The sequence below is a fragment of the Oceanisphaera sp. IT1-181 genome, assembly GCF_033807535.1.
GTDB lineage: Bacteria > Pseudomonadota > Gammaproteobacteria > Enterobacterales > Aeromonadaceae > Oceanimonas.
Genome location: NZ_CP136856.1, coordinates 461,887 through 487,470 on the forward strand (window position 1 = coordinate 461,887; position 25,584 = coordinate 487,470).

Annotated in this window: 25 protein-coding genes; 10 read left to right on the top strand and 15 right to left on the bottom strand. The window is 51.6% G+C overall.

Features of this window, described 5'->3' with window-relative positions; translation table 11 throughout:
- Window positions 1-3: 3 nt before the first annotated feature.
- Window positions 4-975 carry a TRAP transporter substrate-binding protein gene (locus R0134_RS02110; protein WP_319783261.1) on the bottom strand — a complete coding sequence of 324 codons (972 nt, stop codon included), beginning with the start codon at window positions 973-975 and terminating at the stop codon, window positions 4-6.
- A 276-nt stretch (window positions 976-1,251) separates the two neighbouring features.
- Here R0134_RS02110 and R0134_RS02115 point away from each other — a divergent pair, with 276 nt between their 5' ends.
- Window positions 1,252-1,989: a FadR/GntR family transcriptional regulator gene (locus R0134_RS02115; RefSeq protein ID WP_319783262.1), complete on the top strand. Its 738-nt coding sequence runs from the start codon at window positions 1,252-1,254 to the stop codon at window positions 1,987-1,989.
- A gap of 321 nt (window positions 1,990-2,310) precedes the next feature.
- Here the strand turns inward: R0134_RS02115 and R0134_RS02120 are convergent, their stop codons facing one another.
- The 11 genes from R0134_RS02120 to R0134_RS02170 form a co-directional block, all read right to left on the bottom strand.
- Window positions 2,311-4,269, bottom strand: coding sequence for a methyl-accepting chemotaxis protein (locus R0134_RS02120; RefSeq protein ID WP_319783263.1), 1,959 nt, complete (start codon window positions 4,267-4,269; stop codon window positions 2,311-2,313).
- A 251-nt stretch (window positions 4,270-4,520) separates the two neighbouring features.
- Window positions 4,521-4,964, bottom strand: coding sequence for an 8-oxo-dGTP diphosphatase MutT (gene mutT, locus R0134_RS02125; RefSeq protein ID WP_319783264.1), 444 nt, complete (start codon window positions 4,962-4,964; stop codon window positions 4,521-4,523).
- Window positions 4,954-5,145 carry a DNA gyrase inhibitor YacG gene (yacG, locus tag R0134_RS02130; RefSeq protein ID WP_319783265.1) on the bottom strand — a complete coding sequence of 64 codons (192 nt, stop codon included), beginning with the start codon at window positions 5,143-5,145 and terminating at the stop codon, window positions 4,954-4,956. Before yacG ends, mutT begins: the two co-directional genes overlap by 11 nt.
- Window positions 5,142-5,876 (bottom strand): cell division protein ZapD, encoded by a 735-nt coding sequence (gene zapD / locus R0134_RS02135; protein WP_319783266.1) that lies wholly within the window; start codon window positions 5,874-5,876, stop codon window positions 5,142-5,144. Before zapD ends, yacG begins: the two co-directional genes overlap by 4 nt.
- A 51-nt stretch (window positions 5,877-5,927) precedes the next feature.
- Window positions 5,928-7,073, bottom strand: a complete 1,146-nt coding sequence (hemW, locus tag R0134_RS02140) for a radical SAM family heme chaperone HemW (RefSeq protein ID WP_319783267.1) — start codon at window positions 7,071-7,073, stop codon at window positions 5,928-5,930.
- Entirely contained in the window at window positions 7,073-7,759 is a 687-nt protein-coding gene (gene rdgB / locus R0134_RS02145; RefSeq protein ID WP_319783268.1) for an RdgB/HAM1 family non-canonical purine NTP pyrophosphatase, read from the bottom strand. Before rdgB ends, hemW begins: the two co-directional genes overlap by 1 nt.
- Window positions 7,760-7,870: 111 nt before the next feature.
- Window positions 7,871-8,293 carry a DUF4426 domain-containing protein gene (locus tag R0134_RS02150; RefSeq protein WP_319783269.1) on the bottom strand — a complete coding sequence of 141 codons (423 nt, stop codon included), beginning with the start codon at window positions 8,291-8,293 and terminating at the stop codon, window positions 7,871-7,873.
- A gap of 39 nt (window positions 8,294-8,332) precedes the next feature.
- Window positions 8,333-8,629: a DUF167 family protein gene (locus tag R0134_RS02155; RefSeq protein ID WP_319784284.1), complete on the bottom strand. Its 297-nt coding sequence runs from the start codon at window positions 8,627-8,629 to the stop codon at window positions 8,333-8,335.
- A 2-nt stretch (window positions 8,630-8,631) separates the two neighbouring features.
- Complete coding sequence (locus R0134_RS02160; RefSeq protein WP_319783270.1) at window positions 8,632-9,192, bottom strand: YggT family protein; 561 nt, start codon at window positions 9,190-9,192, stop codon at window positions 8,632-8,634.
- A gap of 9 nt (window positions 9,193-9,201) precedes the next feature.
- Complete coding sequence (gene proC, locus R0134_RS02165) at window positions 9,202-10,023, bottom strand: pyrroline-5-carboxylate reductase (RefSeq protein ID WP_319784285.1); 822 nt, start codon at window positions 10,021-10,023, stop codon at window positions 9,202-9,204.
- Between the two features lie 61 nt (window positions 10,024-10,084).
- Complete coding sequence (locus R0134_RS02170) at window positions 10,085-10,777, bottom strand: YggS family pyridoxal phosphate-dependent enzyme (RefSeq protein ID WP_319783271.1); 693 nt, start codon at window positions 10,775-10,777, stop codon at window positions 10,085-10,087.
- A gap of 35 nt (window positions 10,778-10,812) precedes the next feature.
- On the opposite strand from R0134_RS02170, the gene R0134_RS02175 reads away from it, so the two are divergent.
- The 3 genes from R0134_RS02175 (at window position 10,813) to yaaA (ending at window position 13,870) form a co-directional block, all read left to right on the top strand.
- Entirely contained in the window at window positions 10,813-11,850 is a 1,038-nt protein-coding gene (locus R0134_RS02175; protein ID WP_319783272.1) for a type IV pilus twitching motility protein PilT, read from the top strand.
- A 12-nt stretch (window positions 11,851-11,862) separates the two neighbouring features.
- Entirely contained in the window at window positions 11,863-12,972 is a 1,110-nt protein-coding gene (locus R0134_RS02180; RefSeq protein WP_319783273.1) for a PilT/PilU family type 4a pilus ATPase, read from the top strand.
- Window positions 12,973-13,096: 124 nt separating this feature from the next.
- Entirely contained in the window at window positions 13,097-13,870 is a 774-nt protein-coding gene (yaaA, locus tag R0134_RS02185) for a peroxide stress protein YaaA (protein ID WP_319783274.1), read from the top strand.
- A 556-nt stretch (window positions 13,871-14,426) separates the two neighbouring features.
- Here the strand turns inward: yaaA and R0134_RS02190 are convergent.
- The gene (locus tag R0134_RS02190) at window positions 14,427-14,579 is read right to left on the bottom strand and encodes a hypothetical protein (protein WP_319783275.1); all 153 of its coding nucleotides are present in this window, start codon (window positions 14,577-14,579) and stop codon (window positions 14,427-14,429) included.
- Window positions 14,580-14,784: 205 nt separating this feature from the next.
- Between R0134_RS02190 and R0134_RS02195 the strand changes: the two genes are divergently transcribed.
- On the top strand, window positions 14,785-16,110 hold the full coding sequence (locus tag R0134_RS02195; RefSeq protein ID WP_319782802.1) for an IS4 family transposase: 1,326 nt from the start codon (window positions 14,785-14,787) through the stop codon (window positions 16,108-16,110).
- 75 nt (window positions 16,111-16,185) lie between these two features.
- On the opposite strand, the gene srmB is transcribed toward R0134_RS02195, so the two are convergent.
- Window positions 16,186-17,547, bottom strand: a complete 1,362-nt coding sequence (srmB, locus tag R0134_RS02200) for an ATP-dependent RNA helicase SrmB (RefSeq protein ID WP_319783276.1) — start codon at window positions 17,545-17,547, stop codon at window positions 16,186-16,188.
- Window positions 17,548-17,619: 72 nt separating this feature from the next.
- Between srmB and R0134_RS02205 the strand changes: the two genes are divergently transcribed.
- Window positions 17,620-18,363, top strand: coding sequence for a tRNA1(Val) (adenine(37)-N6)-methyltransferase (locus R0134_RS02205; RefSeq protein WP_319783277.1), 744 nt, complete (start codon window positions 17,620-17,622; stop codon window positions 18,361-18,363).
- 237 nt (window positions 18,364-18,600) lie between these two features.
- Window positions 18,601-19,917 carry a branched-chain amino acid transport system II carrier protein gene (brnQ, locus tag R0134_RS02210; protein ID WP_319783278.1) on the top strand — a complete coding sequence of 439 codons (1,317 nt, stop codon included), beginning with the start codon at window positions 18,601-18,603 and terminating at the stop codon, window positions 19,915-19,917.
- A 183-nt stretch (window positions 19,918-20,100) separates the two neighbouring features.
- Here brnQ and fldB read toward each other — a convergent pair whose 3' ends face one another.
- A complete protein-coding gene (fldB, locus tag R0134_RS02215; RefSeq protein ID WP_319783279.1) occupies window positions 20,101-20,616 on the bottom strand; it encodes a flavodoxin FldB in 516 nt (171 codons plus the stop codon).
- 74 nt (window positions 20,617-20,690) lie between these two features.
- On the opposite strand from fldB, the gene xerD reads away from it, so the two are divergent.
- From xerD to R0134_RS02230, 3 genes are all read left to right on the top strand, one after another.
- A complete protein-coding gene (gene xerD / locus R0134_RS02220) occupies window positions 20,691-21,578 on the top strand; it encodes a site-specific tyrosine recombinase XerD (protein ID WP_319783280.1) in 888 nt (295 codons plus the stop codon).
- 663 nt (window positions 21,579-22,241) lie between these two features.
- Window positions 22,242-23,987 (top strand): single-stranded-DNA-specific exonuclease RecJ, encoded by a 1,746-nt coding sequence (recJ, locus tag R0134_RS02225; protein WP_319783281.1) that lies wholly within the window; start codon window positions 22,242-22,244, stop codon window positions 23,985-23,987.
- Window positions 23,988-24,470: 483 nt separating this feature from the next.
- Window positions 24,471-25,439, top strand: coding sequence for an IS1595 family transposase (locus tag R0134_RS02230; protein ID WP_319781742.1), 969 nt, complete (start codon window positions 24,471-24,473; stop codon window positions 25,437-25,439).
- Window positions 25,440-25,584: the final 145 nt, after the last annotated feature.

Sequence of the window (25,584 nt, forward strand, 5' to 3'; positions counted from 1 at the left end):
GAGTTATTTCCCCAGGGCGATGGCTTGTTCTACCAGTTGTTTACCACTGGGAACCTGCTTGGCAAAATGGTCATAGACCGGCTGGCTGGCGGCGATAAAGGAAGCTTTGTCAGCCTGATTGACGGTCATACCGGCAGCCTGGAATGCGACCAAAAGATCCTTATCCATTCGTTCGCCTTCGCTAAGTGACCACTGTTGAGCTTCCTTGGCGGCTGCGTGAATGGCGCTCTGTATTTCTTCTGGGAATTTGCTCCAGCCGCCCATGCCGGCCATCAGCCAGATGGGGGAGTAGACGTGATCGGTCATCGACAGATACTTCTGTACCTCGTTGAGTTTGGCTCCCTCGATATTAGTCAGCGGGTTTTCCTGGCCGTCTACTACGCCGGTCTGTAACCCGACAAAAACTTCTGAAAAGGCCATGGGGGTGGGGTTGGATCCCCACTGGCTGAACATCATGGTGCGCCATTCGCTTTGCGGGGTGCGGATTTTCAGGCCTTTCAGATCTTCCGGGGTATTTATCGGTCGGTCGTTATTGGTGATCTGGCGAAAACCGTTTTCCCAGGTGGACAATACCTTGAGCCCCCGGGCCTCGGCCGAGGAGGCGAGTTTGGTCATAACTATCTGTTCGTCTATCTTGAGCAGGTGCTGCCGGTCTTGTACCAGGAAGGGCAGGTCGAACAACGCGAAGTCATCGGAAATGGATGACATGATGGAAGAAATGGCCGCCAGATCCACGGTACCCAAACGCATTTTCTGCACCAGCTGACGTTCGTCACCCAACTGGGCACTGTCGTAATATTCCACTTGATGGGCTTCGCCGAGTCGTTGTTGCAGCTTGTCGGCAAACAGCTTGGCAGTCTGTCCCTGCAGGCTCTGCGGGCTGCCGCCGATGGCGAATACTATCTTGTCGGCATGGGCCTGGGTCGAGGCTAGTGCAAGGGTCAGGGCAGAAGCAGTAAGCAGTTTCTTAAACATGGCATGGTTCCTTGTGATTCCTGTGAGCCGGAGCTTGGCAGGAGAGTGTCCTACTCGTATCGGGTGATAAATCCTAACTGGTATGCTGGTTGGTTTACCGTACCAGTTGGCATTTAATTTAGTCAGGACGAACCAAGGGTGTCAAGGTGGTTGTTAATATTTTGTTATATTTTATTTTTAAAAATGTTTTGGTGTTCCTGTCTGTCAACAAGGTGATGACTTGCTATGATAAATTGAGTGGTCTAGTATTCAGTCCAGTTGCTTGCGGAGGCTCTCATGAAGATGACACAAGATACGGTGTTTGCCTTTGAGCAGACTCTGGAAAACAAGACCAAGAAAGATATTCTGGCGGAAAAAATCATCGAGATGATCGTCACGGGCCTACTCAGGGATAACGATGTTTTGCCTAGTGAGCGGGAGCTGTCGCAGCTATTCGGAGTCAGTAGAGAAACTGTACGTGGCGCTTTACGGCTGGTGGCTGCTTATGATCTGATATCGGTTTCTCACGGTAGTAAAACCAGAATTAACGCAGGTGAAGTCCAGTTGGCGCGTTTCCATGATAGTTATGCTCAAATGAATTCTCTTGGTGTCAACCAATACAATGTCGATACCGTATTCGAAAGCCGCAGCCTGATTGAAGCAGGCATTGCTCGCAAGGCGGCGAAGCGCATCGATGAAGCGGGGCTTGAACAGCTGCACAAGATGCTGGATGCCCAGGCGGAGATGTTCGACAATCCGGTGCACTTCCAGCTGTCGGATAAGAACTTCCATAAGCTCATTGCCGAATATGCCGGCAATGAGCTGTTGCTCAAGTATTCGGAAGAGCTGTATTCCTACGGGCTGAATATTCGCCGCAGTGTCATGTTGGAGTCTGGAGCTATCTCCCGTAGTTATCAGGAGCATGTATTGATTGTTGATGCGTTGGCCAAGGGGGACGAAGATGCAGCAGAGCAGGCTATTCTCCGTCACCTTAATAGTGTTGATAGAACCACGCGAGAGAAAATGACGGACTGACTGAAAGTGCCTTTTTTTGTCTGTTGGTTTGCAACGAGTGGATAAAGCGCCAGGCACCAAGCCAAACATGAACACCGAACTAGCCAGTTCGGTGTTTTTTTTCGTCGTCATCCAGGCGGATGTCAGGAGAATACCAATGGTGAGTTGTGGGAGGGGACTGTGTAGCCTCTGAAACGCAGGCTTAAATATGCTCAGACCTTTATTCAGATTGGTATAAAACGGGGTTTACGAAAACCGAGGGTTGGTTCTCTGCTACAAAAAAGCCGCAAGCTGTGTTGGCTTACGGCTTACGGCTTACGGCTTACGGCTTACGGCTTACGATCAGATCCGGAACTGATTGACCAATTTCCCTAGCTCACCGGCCAGGTCGGCCTGGCGGCCGGCGTGATCGGCAACCTGATTCGATACCTGACTGACCTCACTGGCAGCGCTATGGATGGCACCAATATGGGAGTTGATGCTCTCTGCAACCATGTGCTGCTGCTCGGCGGCGCTGGCGATTTGGGCGGTCATGTCGGTGATTTCATCTACCGATACTTTGATAGCATCGAATGCCTCTCGCGCCTGTCCCGAGCGTAGCACGACTTGTTCCGACTGCTGCTGGCTGGTTTCCATATTTTCTACTGCCCGACTGGTCTGCAGATTGAGTCCGGCCAGCAGGCTGTCGATCTCGGCGGTGGACACCTGGGTGCGCTGTGCTAGGGTGCGCACCTCGTCTGCTACCACTGCGAAGCCTCGGCCATGTTCCCCGGCCCGGGCTGCCTCGATGGCGGCGTTGAGAGCCAGCAGGTTGGTCTGTTCGGCGATGCCGCGGATCACATCCAGAATGGAGTTGATTCGACCACTTTCCGCTTCCAGCTGGCGGATATGCACCGCCGACTGTTTCAGCTGGTCGCTCAGGGCCCGCACGCTTGCCTCGGTGTCCAGCATAACGGCCTTACCCTGATCGCCGGCTAGCTGGCCCTGGGCCGCCGCCACGGCCGATCTGTTGCAGCTGTGAGCCACCTCATTGGCGGAGGCTGACATTTCGGTCAGGGCGGTGGCCATGCGCTCTATTTCCTTCAGCTGATGACCGCTGGCGGTGTCTACCGCCGTTGCGTTCTCGCGGCCGAGGGTAGACACGGCGTCAACCTGATGGGCAGTGTCTTTGATACGGACTACCAGCTGCAGGATGGATTCCAGAAACTGATTGAACCAGCGAGCCAGCTCGCCGGTTTCATCCCGGCTGCTAATGGTCAGGCGTCGAGTCAGATCTCCTTCACCCTGAGCGATGTCCTTGAGCCCCCGGCTCACCGCCAGTATGGGTTTGACCAGCAGTCCGGACAACCACCAGGCCAGCAGTAACACCAGGAGCACCACCAGGGCAGTACTGCCCAGAGTCGTCCATAGCATCCGCTGGGCTGGAGCCAGAATCTCGCGTTCCGGCATCAGGGCAATGAACTTCCAACCGAGGGAAGGAGAGGGATATACCAGAGCCCGAAAGTCCTCACCGCCGAGTTCCATCTCAAGCTGGCCTGAGTGGGTGTTGGACAGGAGGCGGTAATCAGCGTCATCCAGATCGGTCAGGAGACGGGTGTTGTGCTCCGGCCTAGCGGCATCTACTAGCACGGTGCCACCATCGTCGATCAGCATCAGATAACCCTGCTCTCCGAGTCGGGCCTGTTGAGTCATGTTGGTCAGCTCTTTTAGAGACACGTCTATCGCCATAACTCCGTAATCCTGGCCATATTGGTTCTTGAAGCTGCGCACTATCCCGACCATGGTGTCGTCGACCGCCTCCCAGTAGTCGGCACCGGTGCGTACCACCTGGCCGGGAGCAGACATGCCGCTCTGGAAAAAGGGACGAGGACGGGGGTCATAGCCGGCGGTTATATCGCCCAGAGGCCACTGAACATAGCCGCCGTCTTGGGTGCCCATATAGATGTATGCAAGGCCAGAATGACTCTCTGCGAAGCGTTCAAATTCTCGATAGATTTCGGTCTCGGTGCCACCGTTACGATCCGGCGTCATCTTTCGAGCCGGGCTCTGGTGATAAGCGCTGATGCTGGCGTCGGCTCGAGCCAGCAAGGGAGAAGAGGCGAGAAATTCCACGTCTTGGCCTATTTGCTCGAAATGGGCACTGAACGCTTGATCCAGCTTATTAATTTCACTCTGGCCTTGTTCTAGAAAGCGTTCCTCTGCCAACTGTCGAGCCTGATGGATGGTGAAGGCGGACAGCAGTCCTACCGGTAGCAGAGTCGTCAGCAGCAAGGCTAGGATCAATTTATGTTGGATACGCATGGAAATATGACTCACGAGACGAGAAGGAGTCAGTCTAATCAGGGGACACAAAGAGAGTCAATGATGGTTGTTAAGTTTTTGTTTTAGGGATGTGTCTTTCTGTGAAAACTGTGAGCTCGGAGCCGTTTGTGTCGGGTGAGGGTGGGCGCGATATTACCTGCGACCGACGTTATCTGTTCCGTTTACGGCATTCATCGGAATAAAAGCGGTCGCCGGGCCTATATTTTGTTGATGTGGAGTGGATTCCGGCTTCAGTTTCCGGCCTCGGTCTGGAGCATGTCGACAATCGAGCTGTTGGCTGCGGGAAAGTCGTACTGGCTTAGCTCGCTGATTGGCACCCAGCGGCTGGGTTGGCCCTCAAGCCCACTGGGCTCACCGCTAAAAGCGGTGACTTTGCGGATAGCCAGGGTAACGTGCTTGTCGCCGTAGTCGTGCTCGATTTGCATAAGCGGCTCACAGGCCAGCACGGTAATACCCACTTCTTCGGCCAGCTCACGTGCTAGCGCTTGGGCTACGGTTTCGCCGGTTTCTACCTTGCCACCGGGAAACTCCCACTTGTCAGCCTGATGCTGACTGGCGCCGCGGCGACAGATAAATATCTCGCCTTGCTTGTTCTCAATAACGCCTACCGCCACCCACACCGAGTTTTTATTGGCGTTAGCAGGCTGGGTTACAGCCGATGGCTCAGTACTCATTTTCATTATCTTGATCTGGCATCCAGGCCGGTTCGCCCGCAATGCGCTTTTCTTCGTCTGCCCACTCGCCTAAATCAATCAGCTGGCAGCGCTTGCTGCAAAACGGGCGAAACTGACTTTGTTCGCCCCATTCAACAGTTTTATTACAAGTGGGGCAGGAAACGGTTAAGGGAGTGCTCATTTTATATTCGCCAATTCAAATTCTACATTGCCGATATCATGATTATCGACCGGCATGAAACGTACGGTATAGCGGTATTTATTGCCACTGACCACCGGATAAATAGCTTGGTCGGCAGGCACGCGTACCCGAATAATATGGGTGTGCGCCGCATCGTCTTGAAAAAAGCCATTATGCGCGATTTGCGGCTGAAACTGGCCCACATCGCGCCACAAGGTCAGTTGTAGCTCTAATCCTTGCTGCAGCAGCTGCAATTGGCTTAGCCAGCCATCAATATCTTGCTGCTGATTAACCTTGGGCTGGTGCAACCAATAATGTAATTGAGGCACATCAAACGAGCATAAACCGCCCGGAATGGCGAAACGGCTGCGTACCGCGACTAACAGCTTCTCTTCGCGCAGCTGTTGACCAAAACGCGGGGATCGGGGCAATTGCTGGCTTAAATCGGCCAATTGTTGTTCTAGTTCGCTGAGTGCAGCGGTATCTATGCCCGGCACTTCGGCCCACGCGGCTAATTTTTCTTTTTCAATACTTAAATCTTTGGCCAGATCGGAGCGAATATCGCACCGCTCCAGCAACTCAATAATATCCAACAACGCCTTAAACAGCGCCACGGCTTGGCCGTTGGCGCTTAAGCTACGGCACTGTTTAATTTGCAGTAGTAAATCACTCAGGCGTAAATAATTGCGGCATTTTTCGTTTAGAGGATATTCGTAAATAAGTGCTGACATAAGGCTCCGGCCTGCAGAGTGAAGGCTGTAATGAGAGTAATGTTACTCGCATTAGTCGGTAATAAACAAATCGAGCAAGCGATTAAGAAAGCGTCGGCCCAACGGCGTTAACTGCCAATGGTTGTCGGTTTCGCTCAGCAGCTCTAAGCGCAAGGCCTCAGCCAGTGGGGCTTGCAGCTGGTCGGTGCTCATGCCGGTCAGCTCAGAAAACTCTGACTTAGGTATAGCTTCAAATAAGCGTAGCCGATTCATAAAGTATTCCAACGACAGATCCTGCGTGGCTATCGCGTTGTACTGATCCAGATAAGGCCGGTTTGGCTCTAAGTAGCCTTTCGGATGCTTAACCTTCACGGTGCGCACTAACTTACCTTCTAAGGGCAGGGTAATTTTACCGTGGGCGCCACAGCCGATGCCCAAATAGTCACCAAAGCGCCAGTAATTCAAATTATGCTGAGCCTCAAAGCCCGGCTTGGCATAGGCAGACACCTCATAGTGCTGATAGCCGTTGGCCAGGAGCAGTTCATGACCTTGCTCATAAATGTCTGCCAAGGTGTCGTCTTCGGGCAGCACAGGCGGGCGCGAAGCGAAAGGCGTGTTCGGCTCTATGGTGAGCTGATACCAAGATAAATGCGGTGGCGACAAGGCAATGGCATGCTCCAGATCCGAGAGCGCATCATTTAAGCTTTGGTCGGGTAAGCCGTGCATTAAGTCGATATTAAAGCTATTTAAGCCGACGCTGGCCGCCTCTTGTGCGGCAAAGCGAGCTTGCGCTGGGTCATGAATACGGCCTAAACGCGCGAGTTTTTCTGGCTGAAAGCTTTGAATACCAATGGAGATGCGATTCACCCCTGCAGCTTTAAAACCGGCGAAGCGACCGGCTTCGACCGTGCCGGGATTGGCTTCAAGGGTAATTTCCATTTGGTCTTTAAAGGGAATTAGCGCCTTAACGCCGTCCAGCAGTTCTTTAATGGCCGCTGGGCTCATTAGGCTCGGCGTGCCGCCGCCAATAAAAATGCTGTGCAGTGGGCGCCCTTGAGCAAAGTGTAGATCTTGGCGCAAGTCCTCTAACAGGGCGGCAATGTAGGCCTGCTCTGGAATCGCCTCTTTCATAGCGTGAGAGTTAAAGTCGCAGTAGGGGCACTTTTGTACGCACCAAGGAATATGGATATACAGGCTCAGCGGCGGTAATTGCAGCATTAGTTGGACTCTTTAAACGGGGTTTGCAGCGGCGCTTGCTGCGTTAGGTCTTGCTGGCTTTTATCTTCTAATTTTAGGTCTTCTAGCTTTAGATCTTCTAACAAGAGCGCTTGCAGCTGACGCAGTGCTTTGCCTCTGTGGCTTAAGCGATTCTTCTCGGCACTCGAGAGCTCAGCGGCAGTTTTACCAGCCTCTTCTACCCAAAAGATCGGGTCGTAGCCAAAACCTTGAGTACCTTGAGCCAAGGTGGTGATTTCACCTGTCCAAGAGCCACTGCAAATCAATGGCGTGGGATCATCAGCGTGGCGCATATAAACCAGTACGCACCAAAAGGTGGCTTGGCGTTGTGCGCGGGGTACACCAGTCAGCTCGCTCAGTAGTAGTTCAAGATTTTGTTGATCGGTGGCATGCTCACCGGCAAAGCGCGCCGAGTATACACCGGGGCGGCCATCGAGTGCGGCTACGCTAATGCCAGAGTCGTCGGCAATGGCTGGCAAGCCGGTTTTTACGGCCGCATGGCGCGCCTTGGTAATGGCGTTTTCGACAAAGGTAGTGCCGATTTCGATAGCGTCACTCACGCCAAGCTCGGTCTGCGGAGTCACAGTCATGTGCAACTCACCGAGCAGGCTTTGCAGCTCGGCTACCTTCTTGGCATTACCTGACGCTAATACTATCTGTTTGCTCATGATTGCTCTCGTTTTCCCTGCGGACTGTTATACGTTTAACGCCGTACGCTATACGTAAAAAGACGGTGTTGTTCTTTACGTACGGCGTACCACGTAAAGCGGTGTTAACGCTTAATCCGTATAAAAGGTATGACGAAAGCTCAGCTCGCCGCCTTGCTCTGGGCTTTTAATGTCGATGGTAAACAACACGTTGTCTTCATTGCGATACGGATACTGGGCGATGTAATAAATAGCGTCGCCTTCGCGAATGGTCTGAAACTCCAATTTGCGTATGGTACCAATCAATGACTTGCCTTGGCCGGTCATGTTCACTTGCAGCGTTTTCCCGTTTTGGTCGAGCACGGCAATGTTCAACAGACCATTATAGCGGCTACGCTCGATGCGATTAGCACGGGCTATGTCTGGCGTTAAAAAGGTGGAAGGCAGGGCGGTGTAATGCACGGTCCAAGCGCCAATTTTCTGCTCAGCGGCTTGGGCTAAGGCGGGGATGAATAACAGGCTCAGCCATAGGCTGCGTACGAGAGTTTTTAACATGATTGATCCTTAGTAATAATGCGTATCGCCTAACTCAGTTTAGGTTAAGTTGGTGAGCAGTTGCGCCAAGGCCGGCGGTATCACTCGCGGTGACTGCAGCGCGACGCGTTTGTGTCGGCTGCTGTCACCGCTCAGTAGTTGCACTTGAGACTGAGTGACGCGGCATTGCTTGGCTAACCACTTCAATAAATGAGCATTGGCTTTGCCATCCACGGGCGGGGCGGTAATGGCGATTTTTAACGCATCCCCATGCTGGCCAAGAAATTGATCGCGGCAGGCTTTCGGTTGCAAATAAATACGCAAATACAGCACATCCTCGAGAAGCTGTACCGGCAGGGTTAGAGTCCCAGCCAGAGCGAGCCAAAGAGGTCGCTCATTAAGAAGTTCAGCACCTGCAGGATAATAAAGAACACCAGCATGGATAGGTCAATCCCGCCCATGGCCGGAATAATACGGCGGATGGGGGCCAGCAAGGGTTCGGTGAGCTGAAACATCAGGTATTCGACTGGGTTATTACCCTGACTCACCCAGCTTAAGAGCGCACGAATAATTAATACCCAGAACAGCATGGTGCCGATTTTCTTCACTATGGTGAGCACTATTAATAACACCCACTCAAACCAGCTTGCGGCTTCGGCACTAATAATATGTAACGCGTACAGCAAGGCGAGTTTGAGCGCCACCACCAGCACCGCTAAGACCACTGCGGCCATATCGATGCCAAAAAAGCCCGGGATAAAGCGGCGCAGTGGCGTTAATACCGGATTGGTCGCCTTAAGCACAAACTGACTAACCGGGTTATAGAAGTCGGCGCGGGCCAGTTGCAACCAAATGCGCAGCAATATCACCATCAAATACAGATCGCACAGGGTGTTAATTAGATAATAAGCGGTGTTCATTTATTGTCCTTAGAGCTGAGTTTCGAGTTCTCGAGCGCGCATTAGGGCGGCCGTCATGGCATCGCCGACCAGTTGTTCTAGCCCTTGCGCTTGAAAATGCTCAATAGCTTGTGCCGTTGTGCCTCCCTTAGACGTCACTTGGGCTCTTAGCTCACTTAAAGAGACATCTGGGTTGGCCGCCACCATATTAGCGGCACCGAGTGCAGTTTGCTGAACTAAAAGCCGAGCATCGGCCTCATTTAAGCCAAATCGTACCGCTTGCTCTGCCATGGCTTGCATAAATAAGAAGAAATACGCCGGTGCACTGCCGGCCGCGGCGGTAACTTGGTTAATGCCGTCCTCTGCTGCTACCCACAAGGTTTTGCCTACGGCTTGCATCAATAGCTCGGCGTAATCTCGGTCGGTTTGCGCCACAGTCGCCCCCGCATACAAGCCAGTCATGCCTAAGCCCACTAAAGAAGGGGTGTTAGGCATGGTGCGAATAATGCGCGTTTGACCGCTAAGCTCCGTTAAGCGCGCCACCGACATACCGGCGGCAATCGAGATCAGCAATTTACCGGATAGGGTGCTTTCGACATTAGAAATTCCACTCAGCATACTCGCCATCATCTGTGGTTTAACGGCCAGCACTATCACCTCTGCCCACGCGGCGGCTTGGTTGTTATCTTGGCTAATGTGAATACCAAAATCATTGGCCAATTGGTCTAACTTTCCGCGCGAGGGGTTGGACGCCATAATGGCCGAAGCGGGATAACCGGATTGGGTCAGGCCTGCAATTAAGCTGCGTGACATGTTACCTGCGCCAATAAAGGCCAGTTTTCTCTTTTCTATTACAGACTTAGGTGCCATGACAAATAGGGTCTCTTAACGATTAGGCTCAATAGCAACTCGCTTACGCGTTGCGTGAGCCAAAGATAGCCGTGCCCACCCGAACTAGGGTGCTGCCACAAGCCACTGCGACTTCCAGATCATTGCTCATGCCCACGGATAGCGTATCCATGGCGGGGTATATTTGTGCCATTCTATCAAACAGTTGCTGCAACTCTAGTAATTGCGTCGTTAGTTTTTCGTGATCGTCTGTGGCCTCTGGTATAGCCATCAAACCGCGCAAGCATAACTGAGGTAATTCGGCTACTGCCGCCGCTAAAGCAGGTATTTCTTCTGGTAACACGCCGGATTTATTAGGCTCGCGGCTGATATTAACTTGTAAGCAAATATTTAAGGCCGGTAATGACGCTGGGCGCTGAGCGCTTAAGCGTTCGGCAATTTTTAACCGCTCCACGGTTTGCACCCAATCAAAATGCTCGGCGACCGGCTTGGTTTTATTGGACTGCAATGGGCCAATTAAATGCCAGATAATGTCTGGGCAGGGAGTGCTTAAAGCCTGTATTTTATCAATCGCTTCTTGGACGTAGTTTTCACCAAACTGGCGCTGACCCGCACTATAGGCGGCTTCAATATCGGCAATAGGTTTAGTTTTGCTGACCGCCAGCAAGTGCACGCTGTGGGCGTCGCGCTGGCATGCAGCCGTGGCGGCGGCAATTCTATCGTGAACCTGCTGCAGCTGTTGTAGGATAGTATTCATATGGATAATAAAACCAAGGGCAAGAGGGACAGAGAATGGATATTACGGAACTATTGGCGTTTAGTGTAAAGCATAATGCCTCGGATCTGCACCTGTCTGCGGGCGTACCGCCACAAATCAGAGTGGACGGTGAAGTGCGCAAGATTAACTTGCCGATATTAGAGCATACCGAAGTGCACCGTTTGGTGTACGAGATTATGAATGATCGCCAGCGTCAAGAGTTTGAAGACAACCTCGAAGTCGACTTCTCGTTTGAACTGCCAGGCTTGGCTCGCTTTCGTGTTAACGCCTATCACCAAGCACGCGGGGCGGCCGCCGTATTCCGAGTAATTCCCAGCGAAGTGCTGAGCTTAGAACAACTGGGCGGACCGGAAATCTTTCGGCGCATTGCCGAGTATCAAAGAGGCTTAGTGCTGGTCACAGGTCCTACTGGTTCGGGTAAATCCACCACCCTCGCGGCCATGGTGGATCATATAAATGACAACTATAATAAGCACATTCTGACCATCGAAGATCCCATTGAATTTGTGCACAGTAATAAAAAATGCCTGATCAACCAGCGGGAAGTACACAGAGACACCCACTCCTTTAGTAACGCACTGCGCTCCTCGTTACGAGAAGATCCGGATATTATTTTGGTGGGCGAGCTGCGCGACTTAGAAACTATTCGCTTGGCACTCACCGCCGCCGAAACCGGCCATTTAGTGTTTGCGACCTTGCATACCTCGTCCGCCGCCAAAACCATAGACCGTATTGTGGATGTGTTTCCGGGCGCGGAAAAAGCCATGGTGCGCTCCATGCTATCTGAGTCACTGCGTGCGGTGATTTCTCAAACCTTGCTGAAAAAGCCCAATGGCGGACGCATCGCGGCTCATGAGATCATGCTCGGCACGCCGGCCATTCGTAACTTGATCCGCGAAGATAAAGTCGCCCAGATGTATTCGGTGATCCAAACCGGTCTGGCGCACGGCATGCAAACCATGGATCAATGTTTGAAGCAGCTGGTGAACGGTGGTTTGATCTCAGCGGTGGATGCGCGAGCTAAAGCCACAGATCCTCAGAGTATTCAGTAAGCGGAGCAAGTCATGCAGTTAACCTCTTTTTTGCAGGCCATGGTGGAGCAACAAGCGTCAGACTTGTATATCTCGGTGGGCGTGCCTGCCATGATCAAAAGCCACGGCAATTTAGTTGCTATTAGTGATACTAAACTGACCGCCGCCGATGCCTTGGCGCTGGTGGAGTCGTGCATGACGCCGGAGTGGCACATGCGTTTTCATCAGCAGAAAGAAGCCAACTTCGCCATTAGTGATGAGCAGCATGGCCGTTTTCGGGTCAGTGCTTTTTGGCAGCAAGAGAAAGCCGGAATGGTGATCCGGCGCATTGAAAGCAGGATCCCCTCCTTTGAAGAGCTGTATTTGCCCGATAGCCTGCGCGAAGTGGCCATGGCCAAACGCGGTTTAGTACTGTTTGTAGGCGGCACGGGTACCGGTAAGTCGACCACGCAAGCTGCCATGATTGGGCATCGTAATCGCCATGCAGACGATCATATTTTGACCATCGAAGATCCGATTGAATTTGTGCATCAGCATGAGCGTTCTATTATCACCCAGCGGGAAGTGGGCATAGATACTGAATCCTTTGAAGCCGCACTCAAAAGCTCCTTGCGCCAAGCGCCGAACGTGATTTTAATCGGTGAAATTCGCTCCGAAGAAACCATGGGCTATGCGCTGGCCTTTGCTGAAACCGGTCATTTGTGTATGGCGACTTTGCACGCTAATAACGCCAACCAAGCACTGGATCGCATTATGCATTTAGTGCCTGAAAGTAAGCATCGGCAGTTACAGTTTGATTTATCTTTTAACCTGCGCGCAATCGTGGCCCAGCAGCTGATTCCCACTCGTGAAGGCGACAAGCGTCGTGCGGCCTTTGAGGTGCTGCTTAATACGCCGTTAATGGCGGATTTGATCCGCAAAGGTGAGCTGCACCGTTTGAAAGAGGTAATGAGCAAGTCTCGTGAACAGGGTATGCAGACCTTCGATCAAGCCTTATTTGATCTCTATAACCAGAATCAGATCGGTTACAGCGAAGCCCTGGCTTATGCAGACTCAGCCAACGACTTGCGCTTGATGATCAAGTTGCAAGGCGGCGGCACAGGACTGGACGCGGGCTTGATGGATAACGTGACCATAGAGTAGTGAGCCTCAAGTAATGCAAGGGGTGAAGAGAGAATAGTGAGGGGTGAAAACCGCCTGCATTTTATTGATCAAGTTGCATGCTCACGTAATAACATTTTTTATAAAAATCATTTAGAGGTAGCTCATGCTGATCGTCGTTTCCCCTGCTAAAACGCTGGATTTTGATACGCCACCCGTTATCAGTGATTTTACTCAGCCGCAATTATTGGCTGAGTCTGAATTACTGATTGAACGCGCTCGGCAACTGAGCCCAGCTGACATTGGTCAGCTGATGAAGATCAGCGACAAGCTGGCGGGCTTAAATGCGGCGCGCTTTGCCGACTGGCAGCCAAATTTTACGCCCGACAATGCTAAGCAGGCGCTATTGGCCTTTAAAGGCGATGTGTATACGGGGCTAGATGCCGAGAGCTTGAGCGCCAAAGATTTTGAATTTGCACAACAGCATCTGCGCATGTTATCGGGTTTATATGGCCTGCTGCGGCCACTGGATTTAATGCAGGCTTACCGACTAGAGATGGGCACTAAGCTGGATAATGTGCGCGGCAAAGACTTGTATCAGTTTTGGGGCGACATCATCACCGATAAGCTCAATATTGCGCTGGAAGAGCAGGGCGATAACGTGCTGATCAACTTGGCCTCTAATGAATACTTTAAAGCGGTGAAGCCCAAAAGCTTGAGCGGGCAGATCATTACGCCTGTCTTTAAAGACTGCAAAAACGGTCAGTACAAGATCATCAGCTTCTACGCGAAAAAAGCCCGTGGCTTAATGGCACGTTACATCATTCAAAACCAGTTGCGAGAGGTGAGCGAGCTTACCGCCTTTGATACAGACGGTTACTACTTTGTGGAGGCTGAGTCCACCGCCACCGAGCTGATGTTTAAGCGCGACGAGCAGTAGCCCGAAGGGCTGTCCTACGCTTTACGTTATACGCCCTACGGCATCTGGTCCAATAATAGAGAGAGATGCTGAATCCATCTTTCACGGACGGCGTACAGCGCTGAACGTATAGCGTTAAGCGCTCTTTAAGAAAAAGCAAAAAAGTGTGAACCTTTTGCCAAGCTACAGCTCTGATTAGGTGTGCTTACTGAATTTGAATACTCTCTCTTCAGTTTCTTTTTGACCGGTCCTTATGGGCCGGTTTTTTTATGGGCATTAACCGAGGTGAACGGCCCTTTCATGCGCATCAGATAATTATTTTATAAATAATGTAAAAAGCTGGAACCTTTAGCGCAAGCCGCGCTCTGATATTATGTGCTTACTGATTTTATGAATACTCTCTTCTTCATTTGCATTTTTGACCGGCTCTTATGAGCCGGTTTTTTTATGGAAAATTTTTGATAAAAGGAAAGCGTGAAGCAGCAGCTATCTAGGCTATGCCATACCGATACTGAACCGAGTTCAACATGACGAAGATTCAGTATCGGTATGACCATCAAAAGAGGCTGTGTAGTTTTTAGGCAAAGGATTTGCTCACGTCTCTGTGACGGCGACCTTCTATAGCGCGGCGTTCATCGTGTTCTGGCTGCCAGCGCAGCAAGTCGCGTCGGTCGAGGATTTGTCTTCTACAATGCTGGCGCCGCTCTGGGCCCGTGTAAAATTTCAACATGCGGCTCCCTCCTTGGGGTTAGCGTATCCATGAGTGATAAGCATAGCTAACGCTCGCCATATATTTGTCGCTTTATTCAAAAAATTAAACCAAAACAGGCACCCTAGGGTTAACACCGATCAGTTAAGAAATTTTGGCGATCGGTTGACCGATCCTTATACGGCGTCAGAATACCCTCATCACCACATGGTATGAGGGTATTTTTTTGCTTGCTCACTGGTTACTCGACACCGATACATTTGCCGTTCCTGAGTCGTTATCGACCTTTCACAAACACCTTCCTCTGGACTGGATTCATACCGCGCTAGAGCAAACGGATAAAGCGAGTGTCAGGCGGCGAAAGCTCCCCGCCGAGCTGGTGGTCTGGTTGGTTATCGCCATGGGATTATTTCGTGACCGTTCGATTAGTGATGTGGTAGACAAGTTAGATCTTCAACTGACCAATAAGCTGGGAGAGTCCGTCGCGCCCAGTGCCATTCCCCAAGCTAGACAACGTCTGACTAGCGAGCCATTAGCCGCCTTGTTTAACCTCACGGCTGCGCGTTGGATTGCAGAAGAAGACGGTAAGGATACCTGGCATGGACTTCGACTTTATTCTGTCGACGGCACCCAATTTCGCACTGCGGATACCCCCGAGTTAGCCAAACACTTCGGTTACGTTAAACACAGTAAAACGGCCCATACTGAATACCCCGTTGTTCGTCTGTGTGCCTTTAGTTCTCTGCGTAGTCGCATGGTTCATCATGTTGCTTTTGGCCCGAGTCATCAGGGAGAAGTCACTTATACTAAGCAACTGCTTGCGCATGTCCCCGATCACAGCCTAACGATATTTGACCGTTGTTATCTCAGTGCAGAATTATTGATTAACTGGCAACGCCAGCATCCTCACGCGCACTGGATGGTACCCATAAAAAGTAACACCCAATATACGGTGCTGCACTCGTTTTCAGAGTGCGATCATCTGGTGGAAATGAAAGTGTCACCTCAGGCAAGAAAATTAGATCCTTCCTTGCCGGAGCACTGGCAAGCGCGGCTGGTACTTTACCCTGAGCCGGTTAGCAGCAACCATATCAAGGGCGTACTGTGCTCGTTAGTCGATGGACAGCAGCACTCAGGCCAAGCGTTACTGGATGTCTATTTTGAGCGGTGGGAGATCGAAAATAGTTATGGGGAAATTAAACATCGGATGCTGGAGGATACGATTTTATTGCGCAGTCAGTCGGTTGAAGGTGTCACGCAGGAGCTGTGGGGGATTTTACTTGCCTACAATTTAGTGCGGGTGGAGATCAGCCGCATTGCTCACGAGGCAGACGTCTCACCGCTGCGGATTAGTTTTATGATGGCGTTAAGAGATATTCAGGATGAAGTAATGTGGTGTGCCATCGCCGCCCCCGGCACGATCCCCAAAAAGCTGAGGGCCATGCGCGAGCGAGTGAAGCGCTATATTTTGCCTGAAAAAAGAAAACGGCCCAAGAGTAGGACCGTTCGGATATCAAAAACTCGGTACCCCATTCGCTCTAAACACGCTTAACTGAATGGTGTTAACCCTAGGGTGCCTGTTTTGGTTAGCTGTTTTTGTTAGATAAAACGCTAAATAGCCGAGAGTTTACTCGTCGTCATCCTCGTCGTCCCAGTCGATAACGGGGGCGGCCTTTTTCTTCGGCTTAGGGATCACAGCTTCACCAGGTTTAGGACCGGCCCACTTTGGCTTGCCCTTGGCCTTAGTATCACGCAGGCGCACTTTTTCTTTCTTTACTGGCTCGTCTAATTTTTTGCCTTTGGTGTCTTTTCGCTTGCGCGAGTTCACCTTGGCTTCTTTATGCTTAGGTCTGAGCTCTTCAATGATGCGGCGCTTGAGCGCTTCTTCAGTGTATTTCTCCACTTTCACCAGCAGCGGCATATCGTGTGCTTCAACCAAGCTAATGGCGGTACCTTTTTGGCCGGCACGGCCGGTGCGGCCAATGCGGTGCACATACACATCTGCGGTGCGTGGCATATCGTAGTTAATCACGTGGCTGACTTCCGGTAAGTCGATGCCGCGGGAGGCCACGTCTGTGGCCACTAAGATATTCACCCGACCGATGCGAAACCGAGCCAGCGCTTCAATCCGCTTGTCTTGATCCATTTCACCGCGCAGCCACGCATTGTGTAAGCCTTCTTGCTGCAGGCGGCTGGCCAGCTCCATTAAGCGGTCGCGAGTTTTTACAAAAACAATGCTGCGGGTCACATCAGGCTGGCGCAACAAATGCACTAACAGCGCAAATTTATGCTCAGGATTGTCGGCTAAGTGCACCCACTGATTGATTTTTTTACGCTCACTGCGCGGCGGCTCGGCGGCGAGTTGCACTGGATCTTTTAATAGATCGGCGGCAAAGCTCATCAAGCCTCGGCCTTCCAAGGTGGCAGAAAACAGCATGGTCTGGCGGCGCCAGCGCGCTTCGGCGGCAATGCGGTCAACGTCTTTAATAAAGCCCATGTCTAGCATGCGATCCGCTTCATCAAGGATCAGCATCTCGATATCGCGGCTATCAAATGACTCACGGTCTATGTATTGCAGCAAGCGCCCAGGGGTCGCCACTACGATATCTGTAGTTTTGGTGAGTGCCGGCAGATGTTGGCTTTCATGCACGCCGCCAGTGATCACTTCTACACGCAAGTTGGTGTGCTTCACGATTTTTTTCGCGTCTTCGCCAATCTGGATAGCCAGCTCGCGGGTGGGCGTTAAAATCAGCACGCGAGTCGGGCCTGCGTTACGGCGTGGAAAGTCCAGCAGGTGTTGGCAAATCGGCAATAGAAATGCCGCCGTCTTGCCAGTGCCGGTCGGGGCAGATGCCATAATGTCCCGTCCGCTCATGGCTTCGGGGATGACTTGGCTCTGAATAGTGGTCGGTTTTGCATAGCCCATGTCAGCCAGTGCGCGGACCAGGACGGAGTCCAGTTCCAGTTGCTCGAAGGTCATACTGCTCATGATCGGTCTCGTCAGCCTACTAAAAGGCGGTATTATAAGGGAATTGGAATAAAAAAACCTGACAGGATCAGCATGAGTAGCCGTGGTTTTACATTTAAGCAGTTTCACATCAATCATGACCGCTGTGGGATGAAGGTGGGCACTGATGGGATCTTGCTTGGCGCTTGGGCTCACTTGGGTTCTTCGCGGCGTATTTTAGACCTAGGCACAGGCTCTGGCCTAGTGGCACTTATGTTGGCGCAGCGCGCAGCTGATAAGACGAAGTGCCTATCTGCAGTTGAAAAAACAGCTGAGATAGAAATTGTGGGCTTAGAGTTGGATGAGGCGGCGGCAAGCCAAGCCGCCGACAACGTGGCCGCCTCACCGTGGTCAACAAAAATAATGATCGAACAAGGCGCGGTGCAAGATTATCAAGCACCAAGCTTTGATTTAATTGTGTCTAACCCGCCGTATTTTACGCCAGGCCAGTCGTTTGAGAGCCAAGCTCGGGCCAATGCGCGCCACACCGGCAGCCTCAGTTTGGCAGACTTGTTTTCCCACGCTCGGCGGTTATCTGCCCCGCACGGGCAGCTGGCGCTGGTATTACCGCATCAGGCGTTGGCGGTCGCCTTAGTAGAAGCCGAGCTACAGGGCTGGCATTTAGCGCAGCAGGTCGCCGTTTGCACCAAAGTGGGTAAACCGGCGCTGCGTTTTCTCTTATTATTCTCTAGTGTTAAATGTGGTTTTACAGCGGGTGAGCTAGTGATAAATGCTGCTGATGGCGGTTTTGATCCCGCGTATGTTGCTTTAGTGCGCAGTTTTTACCTAAAGATGTAAATTTCGCCTTGAATCTCAGGCTCACACTATTATGCTAACGGGCTGCGCGTCGGCCAGCAGAAACCAGCATATTCCAGTAATACATAGATTATAACTCTAGTCATCTTTCTAGTTATATCATTGTGTGGATAACCAATGTGTGTTCCTAGGAAGGAATCTCTGGTGGCCAGTCGTCTCGTCATTATCGTTTGACTGCAAATGAAGCTCGCGCTTTGCTAGCTGCCGCAAGAGGTGTTCGTGAACAAGTCGTTATCCACTTTTGATGTATTAGGTTTAGGTTTTATGACCTTTGCCTTTTTCTTGGGCGCCGGAAATATTATCTTCCCGCCGCTCACGGGTTTTTTAGCCGGTGAACATTTAACCAGCGCCATGAGCGGCTTTTTGCTGACCGGCGTAGGTTTGCCGTTAGTCACGCTAGTGGCAGCGGCACTGGCAGGGGGCGGCTTACCCACCATGGCTCGGTACTTGCCGCCTATGGTCGTTACTGTGATGGCCACGGCCATTTTTATTATCATAGGCCCCGCCTTTGCTACGCCTCGCACGGGCTTAGTGGCTTATGAAATGGGCTTGAAACCCTTTTTAGCTAACCCTACCCAAACTACCTTGACCCTGTACACCATCGGCTTTTTTGGCTTGGTATTATTGTTGTCGTTGAATCAAGGACGTTTATTGGATGCGGTAGGCAAGGTATTAACGCCGATTTTATTATTGCTGTTAATAGGGCTGGCTTTAGCGGTATTTATCAACCCGCAGGGCACACAGCCGCCGATAGATGATCTCTATTTAGCCCAACCGTTCGTGAAAGGTTTTCTCGAAGGCTACAACACCATGGACACCTTTGCGGCGCTGATTTTTGGCATGCTGATTTTGGACGTACTGCGCCAAAAAGGCGTGACCGATAAGCGGGCACAATCACGCTACTTGATGATAGCGGCGCTGATTGCCGCCGTCGGTTTGGGCTTTGTGTATGTGTCGCTGTTTATTTTGGGTGGCACCAGCTTAGGAGTGGTGGACTCAGCTAACAATGGTGCCGAGATCATCAGCGCCTACGTGTTAGCGCTGTTTGGCCCCCCAGGCTTGTGGATTTTAGCCGCCATCGTGTTCTTGGCCTGTATTACTACCGCCGTAGGGCTTGTGTCTGCTTGTGCCGACTATTTTTATCGCTTAACCGGTAAACTCAGCTATCGCAGCTGGGTGGTGATTAACGCGCTGCTCTGTATGTTGGTGGCTAATGTGGGGCTGGATACCTTGATTGCGGTGTCGGTACCGGTATTAGTGGCCTGTTATCCGGTGGCGGTGGCCTTAGTGTTGGCGACCTATGTGCGGCCGTTAATACGGGCACCCATCTTCGCCTTTCGCTTTATCTTAGCGGTGGCCTTTGCTTTTGGCTTAGTTGATGGCTTGCAAGCGGCGGGTCTAGAAATGAGCGTTTTTCATTGGCTACCAATGTTTGATATCGGCATGGCCTGGGTATTGCCCACCGTGGTCGCGACTGTGATTGGGCTGGCCGTGAATAAGACAGCGCCCAGCGCCCAGCACCAAGCACCAAGCTAAGACCAATAAAGCCCCACATCCATGCTCTACGTGGATGTGGGGCTTTGGCCGCTTGGCGCTATCCTTCTTACTGCGCCGAGCGAAAAGACGTTTCGCTGCGCAAAGCCGGCCGACTAAAGATGGCCTCTACCAGCGCGGTGTTCTCGCCTCACCCCTTACCCCTTCACCCCTCACCGTCTTTAGCTACAGCGCCGAAATCTCTTCCAAGATCTGTGCTACCCAAGTTTCAATGCGCGTATCTGTGTCGTCGTACTGGTTGGCTTCATCCAGCGATAAGCCCACAAAATATTCACCGTCTTCGGTGAGCGCCTTAGAGGCTTCAAACTCATAGCCAAGGTTCGGCCAATAGCCCACTACAGTAGCGCCACAGGCCACTACTTTATCGTGCAATAAGCCGAGTGCGTCTTGAAACCATTCGCCGTAGCCGAGCTGATCGCCCATACCAAACAAGGCTACTACTTGGCCTGCTAGATTGAGGCTATCGATGTCGTTCCAGTGTGACTCCCAGTCTTCTTGCAGCTCGCCAAAATCCCAAGTGGAAATGCCAAAAATCAGGATCGGGTAGTCTTGGGCGCGCGCCAACGGCACATCCTTGATATTATGCAGATCGACCAAGTCAGCGCCGAGTTGCTCGCCAATTTTTTCGGCGGCCATCTCGGTATAGCAGGTCGTTGAACCGTAAAATAAACCGATATTCATGGGATCCCGTTATCATTTCGGACAATGGAACTATCATAACAGAAGCTTTTCTGTGAGCAGAGTTTGGAGTGGTAATGAGTTATCCATTAATTGAACAATTTGTAGATACGCTGTGGTTGGAAAAAGGGCTGGCGGATAATACGCTGGCGTCGTACCGCAGTGACTTAACGCACTTTGCTCGCTGGTTAGACGGCGAGGGCGATAGCTTGGTCGCCGTAGAAGGTTTAACCCTGCAGCAGTATTTAGCCCATCGTTTGGACTTAGGATTTAAGGCCAGCAGCACGGCACGCATGCTCAGTGTATTGCGGCGCTTTTTTCAGTATCTGCACCGCGAGCAGCTGCGTATGGATGACCCTAGCATCTTGATTGCCGGCCCTAAATTACCGAAACGCTTACCCAAAGATTTAAGCGAGCAACAGGTCTTAAATCTGTTGGACGCGCCCGAGGTCGCAGATCCGCTTGAGCTGCGCGATAAAGCCATGCTGGAGCTGCTCTATGCTACGGGGTTGCGCGTTACTGAGTTAGTCAGTCTTTCTATGGAAAGCATCAGCTTGCGCCAAGGCTTAGTGCGCGTCACTGGCAAAGGTAATAAAGAACGCCTAGTGCCGATGGGCGAAGAGGCATTGCACTGGCTGGAGCGTTATTTAAAAGAAGCCCGCGCTTTTCTTCTGGGCGAGCAGCCGTCTGATGTGGTATTTCCGTCGCGCCGCGCCCGGCAAATGACCCGCCAAACCTTCTGGCATCGCATTAAAATTTACGCCCTGCGTGCCGGCATTAACAATGACTTGTCGCCGCACACCCTGCGCCACGCCTTTGCTACCCACCTACTGAACCACGGCGCCGACTTGCGCGTGGTACAAATGCTCTTGGGCCACTCAGATTTATCCACCACCCAAATCTATACCCACGTCGCCACCCACAGACTCAATGCCCTACACCAAGAGCACCATCCGAGGGGATAAGCGCAGCGCCGAGCTAAAAGATAAAGATCAAACCCAAGAGCTATTTTTGCCACGGAACCCACTGAATCCACGGAAAAATTAAGATGAGATAAGAGCGAAAGTACCAAAGGATCTAATTGGTACCTGATTACCCACAAAGCTCAGCCATATTTCAGTGAATTCAGCATCAATGAATTCAATAAGTTACAGGAAGATGCCCGTCTCCTCTCTTGTAGGTGCCCGTCTCTTCGGCGAAGAGGACTTCGGCACGGTTTTGGTTTTATTCTTAAACCTCACAAACAGCCAGCAGAGCTGGCCAGCCGAATAAATTGGCTGCTACAAGTGCTAGACCCTTGGCCTTGGAGCCAACCGGGCAGTGAGAAAAAATAAACCCAAACATTGGGCATAATGGCTGAGGTTCATAAGTAATCAGGAATTGGTAAGAGAAAAAACTAATGGCCTGAAGAACGCAGCATTACTTTAATTAAGTTATTACCAATAAAATGTTTTTCAGATTTGATCTCTATTTTTCCGTGTTCTTCCGTGGATTCCGTGGCGAAGAAATTTTTAGTTTCTAAAGCTCATGTTTAGCTCTGAGATGAGCGCTGCCCTCATTGCATAATTTTTGCTTGGCAGTTAGTGTAAACTCCCTGTTTAAATAACCAGTACTCATGTGACAGCCCTATGCCAGCCCCTATGACCACACCTGCACGCCTGACTATTCGCCGCCGCCAAAGCCAAGACCATCAATTGCCCAGCGACTTGCCCGCTATTATTCAGCGGCTCTATGCCAGCCGTGGCGTGGTTAGCCCCGAGCAACTTAATTTGAGTGCCAATTCCTTACTTAAACCCACCTTTAAGGGCATGAGTGAGGCGGTCAAGGCACTAGTGCAAGGCTTGAGCGAGCAGCGCAGCATAGTGATAGTCGGGGATTTTGACTGTGATGGTGCCACCAGCTCGGCATTGATGGTGCACGGCTTGCGCGCCATGGGCGCAGAAAAAGTGCAGTATTTGGTGCCCAATCGCTTCGATTATGGGTATGGCTTAAGCCCGAAAGTGGTCGATGAAGTGGCGATGATGGGCGGCGAGCTGCTGATCACAGTCGATAACGGCATTTCCAGTATTAGCGGCGTGGCGGCGGCCAATGCGCTGGGCATGACAGTTATCGTCACCGACCACCACTTGCCCGGCCATGAAGTTCCAGATGCCGCGGCCATTGTTAACCCCAATCAGCATGGCTGTGATTTCCCCTCTAAGAATTTAGCTGGGGTGGGCGTGGCCTTTTATTTATTGCTGGCCCTGCGCGCCGCTCTTACCGAGCAAGGTTGGTTTACTCGCCTTGGCCTCACCGCACCTAACATGGGTGAATATCTGGACTTAGTGGCGCTGGGTACGGTGGCCGATGTGGTGGCGCTGGATGATAACAATCGGGTATTAGTGCACCAAGGCTTGCAACGCATGCGCGCGGGTCGGGTGCGGCCGGGTATTCAGGCATTGCTTGATATCTCACAGCGTAATCAAGCGCGCTTAGTGGCCAGTGATTTAGGTTTTGCCTTGGGGCCACGGCTGAATGCGGTAGGGCGGTTAGATGATATGTCGATGGGCGTGGCCTGTTTGCTGAGTGAAAACTTAGATGAAGCCCGCAAGTTAGCCGCCATGATGGACGACCTTAACCGCGAGCGTAAGGCGATAGAGGCCAGCATGCAGCATGAAGCGTTGGCCAGCCTCACCAAAATTCACATCAGCGAAGGCGAGCTGCCAAACGGCTTAGTGTTGCACCAAGATGATTGGCATCAGGGCGTGGTGGGCTTAGTGGCATCCCGCATTAAAGAGCGTTATCACAGACCGGTGATCGCCTTTGCTGAGGCCGGTGACGATGAGCTAAAAGGCTCGGGCCGCTCTATTCCTGGCGTGCATTTACGGGATTTATTAGAAGAAGTCGACCGTCAACATCCAGGTGTAATTGATAAGTTTGGCGGCCATGCCATGGCGGCGGGTTTGTCACTGCGCAAGTCGGCTTTAGCGCCGTTTAAGGCGGCATTTGAGAGCATCGTCGCCGATTGGGTGAGCCCAGAATTATTAGCCGGAGAAATATTAACGGACGGGCAGCTTGAAATCTCAGAACTTAACTTACCGCTCGCCGAGCAACTACGACTCGCCGGCCCTTGGGGCCAGTCATTTCCCGAGCCGTTATTTGATGGTGACTTTAGAATTATCAAGCAACGCTTGGTGGGTGAGAAACACTTAAAGCTAGTGCTTAGCCCAGACGAAGGCCGCACCTTAATCGATGCCATCGCCTTTAATGTGGATCTCAAGGTGTGGCCCAACGCCGCCATCAATGTGGTGCAGTTGGTTTATAAGTTGGACATTAACGAATGGCAGGGTAAACAATCGCTGCAGCTCATGGTCGATAAAATCGCGCCGCTGTAGCCGATCGTGAGGAGTGAGGAGAAAACAGCGTTTGGGTTGTTTTGCTGTCATCCTGAAGCCAATTAGTATCTTGCTCAATGCCGTCATCCTGACGGACGTCAGGATCTTGCTTTAAAGCTTTAATACCTAAGAACGAGATACCGGGGCAAGCCCGGTACGACGGCAAAGTGCTGAGTTTGTGTTTAAGCCGTCATCCTGACGCACGTCAGGATCTCGCATTAGAGCCTTAATACCTAAGAACGGGATACCGGGGCAAGCCCGGTACGACGGCAAAGTGCTGAGTTTGTGTCTATGCTGTCATCCTGATGCCCATCAAGATCTTAGTCTATGCCGTCATCCTGACGCACGTCAGGATCTCGCTTTAGAATCTTAATGCCTAAGAACGAGATACCGGGGCAAGCCCGGTACGACGGCAAAGTGGCTATGTTTGAGTTAATCGTTGAAAGCTATACTTGAATCAGTCACCTCGTGGGAGGCAAAAAGATGAAAAGTACAGGTTTCGCCAAACTTAAACGCCAACTGACTGAACTCCAGCCTCGGCAGCGGCATGAACTGCTGATACTGCTTCAGCAACCAGACTCGTTTCCCGAGCTCATTGCTCGACTAGAAGAACTCACTGCTTCACACCCAACATGCCCTCATTGCCGCGATGATGCTCCCTATAAGTGGGGAAGCATGAATGGTAGACAGCGTTACCGCTGCCGGGCTTGCAAGAAGACATTTACCTCTCTGACCGGCACGCCACTTGCTGGGCTTCGAATGGCTGAGCGGTGGTTGGAATATGCGGAGCAGATGATGGAATCCACAACACTTCGCAAAGCCGCCAAAAAGTGTCAGATAAACTTAGGTACATCATTCAGGTGGCGACACCGCTTTCTGCAACTGGTTGATTATACTAAGTCTTCTGAGCTGGGCGGTATCGTCGAAGCCGATGAAACGTTTATACGTGAATCCTTCAAAGGCAAGCGGGATCTCAGTAAGAGAAAACCTCGCCGCCGTGGTAGCGATAAGAAAAACATTAAGTGGGTCAAAGTGATGGTACTGCGCGACCGCAACCACAACGAAGCCGACTTTGTAATGAAACGCTTTACGCTCAGAAAGCTGGAACGCTGCCTGCTGCCGCGATTACGGTCTGGCGCTGTGCTCTGTAGCGATGGCCATCTTAACTACGAGGCGTTGGCAGCCAAACATCACTTGCTTCACAAGCCGGTTAACAGCAGTGTCGGTCAGCGGGTACGTGAAGAGATATTCCATATCCAGGGTGTGAATGCTTATCACAGTCGACTAAAGCAATGGATAATGCGTTTTCATGGTGTCGCCACCAAGTACCTTCATCGTTACCTTGGTTGGTTCAGGTGGTTTGAGCATACTAGGAAAGCTGATGCTCAACCTATTGATTTTATATGGCAATGTGCGGTTCAGCCGCGTTTTCAACAACTAAAGCGAACATAGCCGGCAAAGTGCTGAGTTTGTGTTTAAGCCGTCATCCTGACGCACGTCATGCTCTCGGTTTAGAGCCTTAATACCTACGAACGAGATACCGGGGCAAGTCCGGTACGACGGCAAAGTGCTGAGTTTGTATCTATGCCGTCATCCT

Bases quoted from the DNA above. Each gene is read 5' to 3' on its own strand.
- R0134_RS02110 (WP_319783261.1), bottom strand. From the start codon at position 975: ATGTTTAAGAAACTGCTTACTGCTTCTGCCCTGACCCTTGCACTAGCC.
- R0134_RS02115 (WP_319783262.1), top strand. From the start codon at position 1,252: ATGAAGATGACACAAGATACGGTGTTTGCCTTTGAGCAGACTCTGGAA.
- R0134_RS02120 (WP_319783263.1), bottom strand. From the start codon at position 4,269: ATGCGTATCCAACATAAATTGATCCTAGCCTTGCTGCTGACGACTCTG.
- mutT (WP_319783264.1), bottom strand. From the start codon at position 4,964: ATGAGTACTGAGCCATCGGCTGTAACCCAGCCTGCTAACGCCAATAAA.
- yacG (WP_319783265.1), bottom strand. From the start codon at position 5,145: ATGAGCACTCCCTTAACCGTTTCCTGCCCCACTTGTAATAAAACTGTT.
- zapD (WP_319783266.1), bottom strand. From the start codon at position 5,876: ATGTCAGCACTTATTTACGAATATCCTCTAAACGAAAAATGCCGCAAT.
- hemW (WP_319783267.1), bottom strand. From the start codon at position 7,073: ATGCTGCAATTACCGCCGCTGAGCCTGTATATCCATATTCCTTGGTGC.
- rdgB (WP_319783268.1), bottom strand. From the start codon at position 7,759: ATGAGCAAACAGATAGTATTAGCGTCAGGTAATGCCAAGAAGGTAGCC.
- R0134_RS02150 (WP_319783269.1), bottom strand. From the start codon at position 8,293: ATGTTAAAAACTCTCGTACGCAGCCTATGGCTGAGCCTGTTATTCATC.
- R0134_RS02160 (WP_319783270.1), bottom strand. From the start codon at position 9,192: ATGAACACCGCTTATTATCTAATTAACACCCTGTGCGATCTGTATTTG.
- R0134_RS02170 (WP_319783271.1), bottom strand. From the start codon at position 10,777: ATGAATACTATCCTACAACAGCTGCAGCAGGTTCACGATAGAATTGCC.
- R0134_RS02175 (WP_319783272.1), top strand. From the start codon at position 10,813: ATGGATATTACGGAACTATTGGCGTTTAGTGTAAAGCATAATGCCTCG.
- R0134_RS02180 (WP_319783273.1), top strand. From the start codon at position 11,863: ATGCAGTTAACCTCTTTTTTGCAGGCCATGGTGGAGCAACAAGCGTCA.
- yaaA (WP_319783274.1), top strand. From the start codon at position 13,097: ATGCTGATCGTCGTTTCCCCTGCTAAAACGCTGGATTTTGATACGCCA.
- R0134_RS02190 (WP_319783275.1), bottom strand. From the start codon at position 14,579: ATGTTGAAATTTTACACGGGCCCAGAGCGGCGCCAGCATTGTAGAAGA.
- srmB (WP_319783276.1), bottom strand. From the start codon at position 17,547: ATGAGCAGTATGACCTTCGAGCAACTGGAACTGGACTCCGTCCTGGTC.
- R0134_RS02205 (WP_319783277.1), top strand. From the start codon at position 17,620: ATGAGTAGCCGTGGTTTTACATTTAAGCAGTTTCACATCAATCATGAC.
- fldB (WP_319783279.1), bottom strand. From the start codon at position 20,616: ATGAATATCGGTTTATTTTACGGTTCAACGACCTGCTATACCGAGATG.
- xerD (WP_319783280.1), top strand. From the start codon at position 20,691: ATGAGTTATCCATTAATTGAACAATTTGTAGATACGCTGTGGTTGGAA.
- recJ (WP_319783281.1), top strand. From the start codon at position 22,242: ATGCCAGCCCCTATGACCACACCTGCACGCCTGACTATTCGCCGCCGC.
- R0134_RS02230 (WP_319781742.1), top strand. From the start codon at position 24,471: ATGAAAAGTACAGGTTTCGCCAAACTTAAACGCCAACTGACTGAACTC.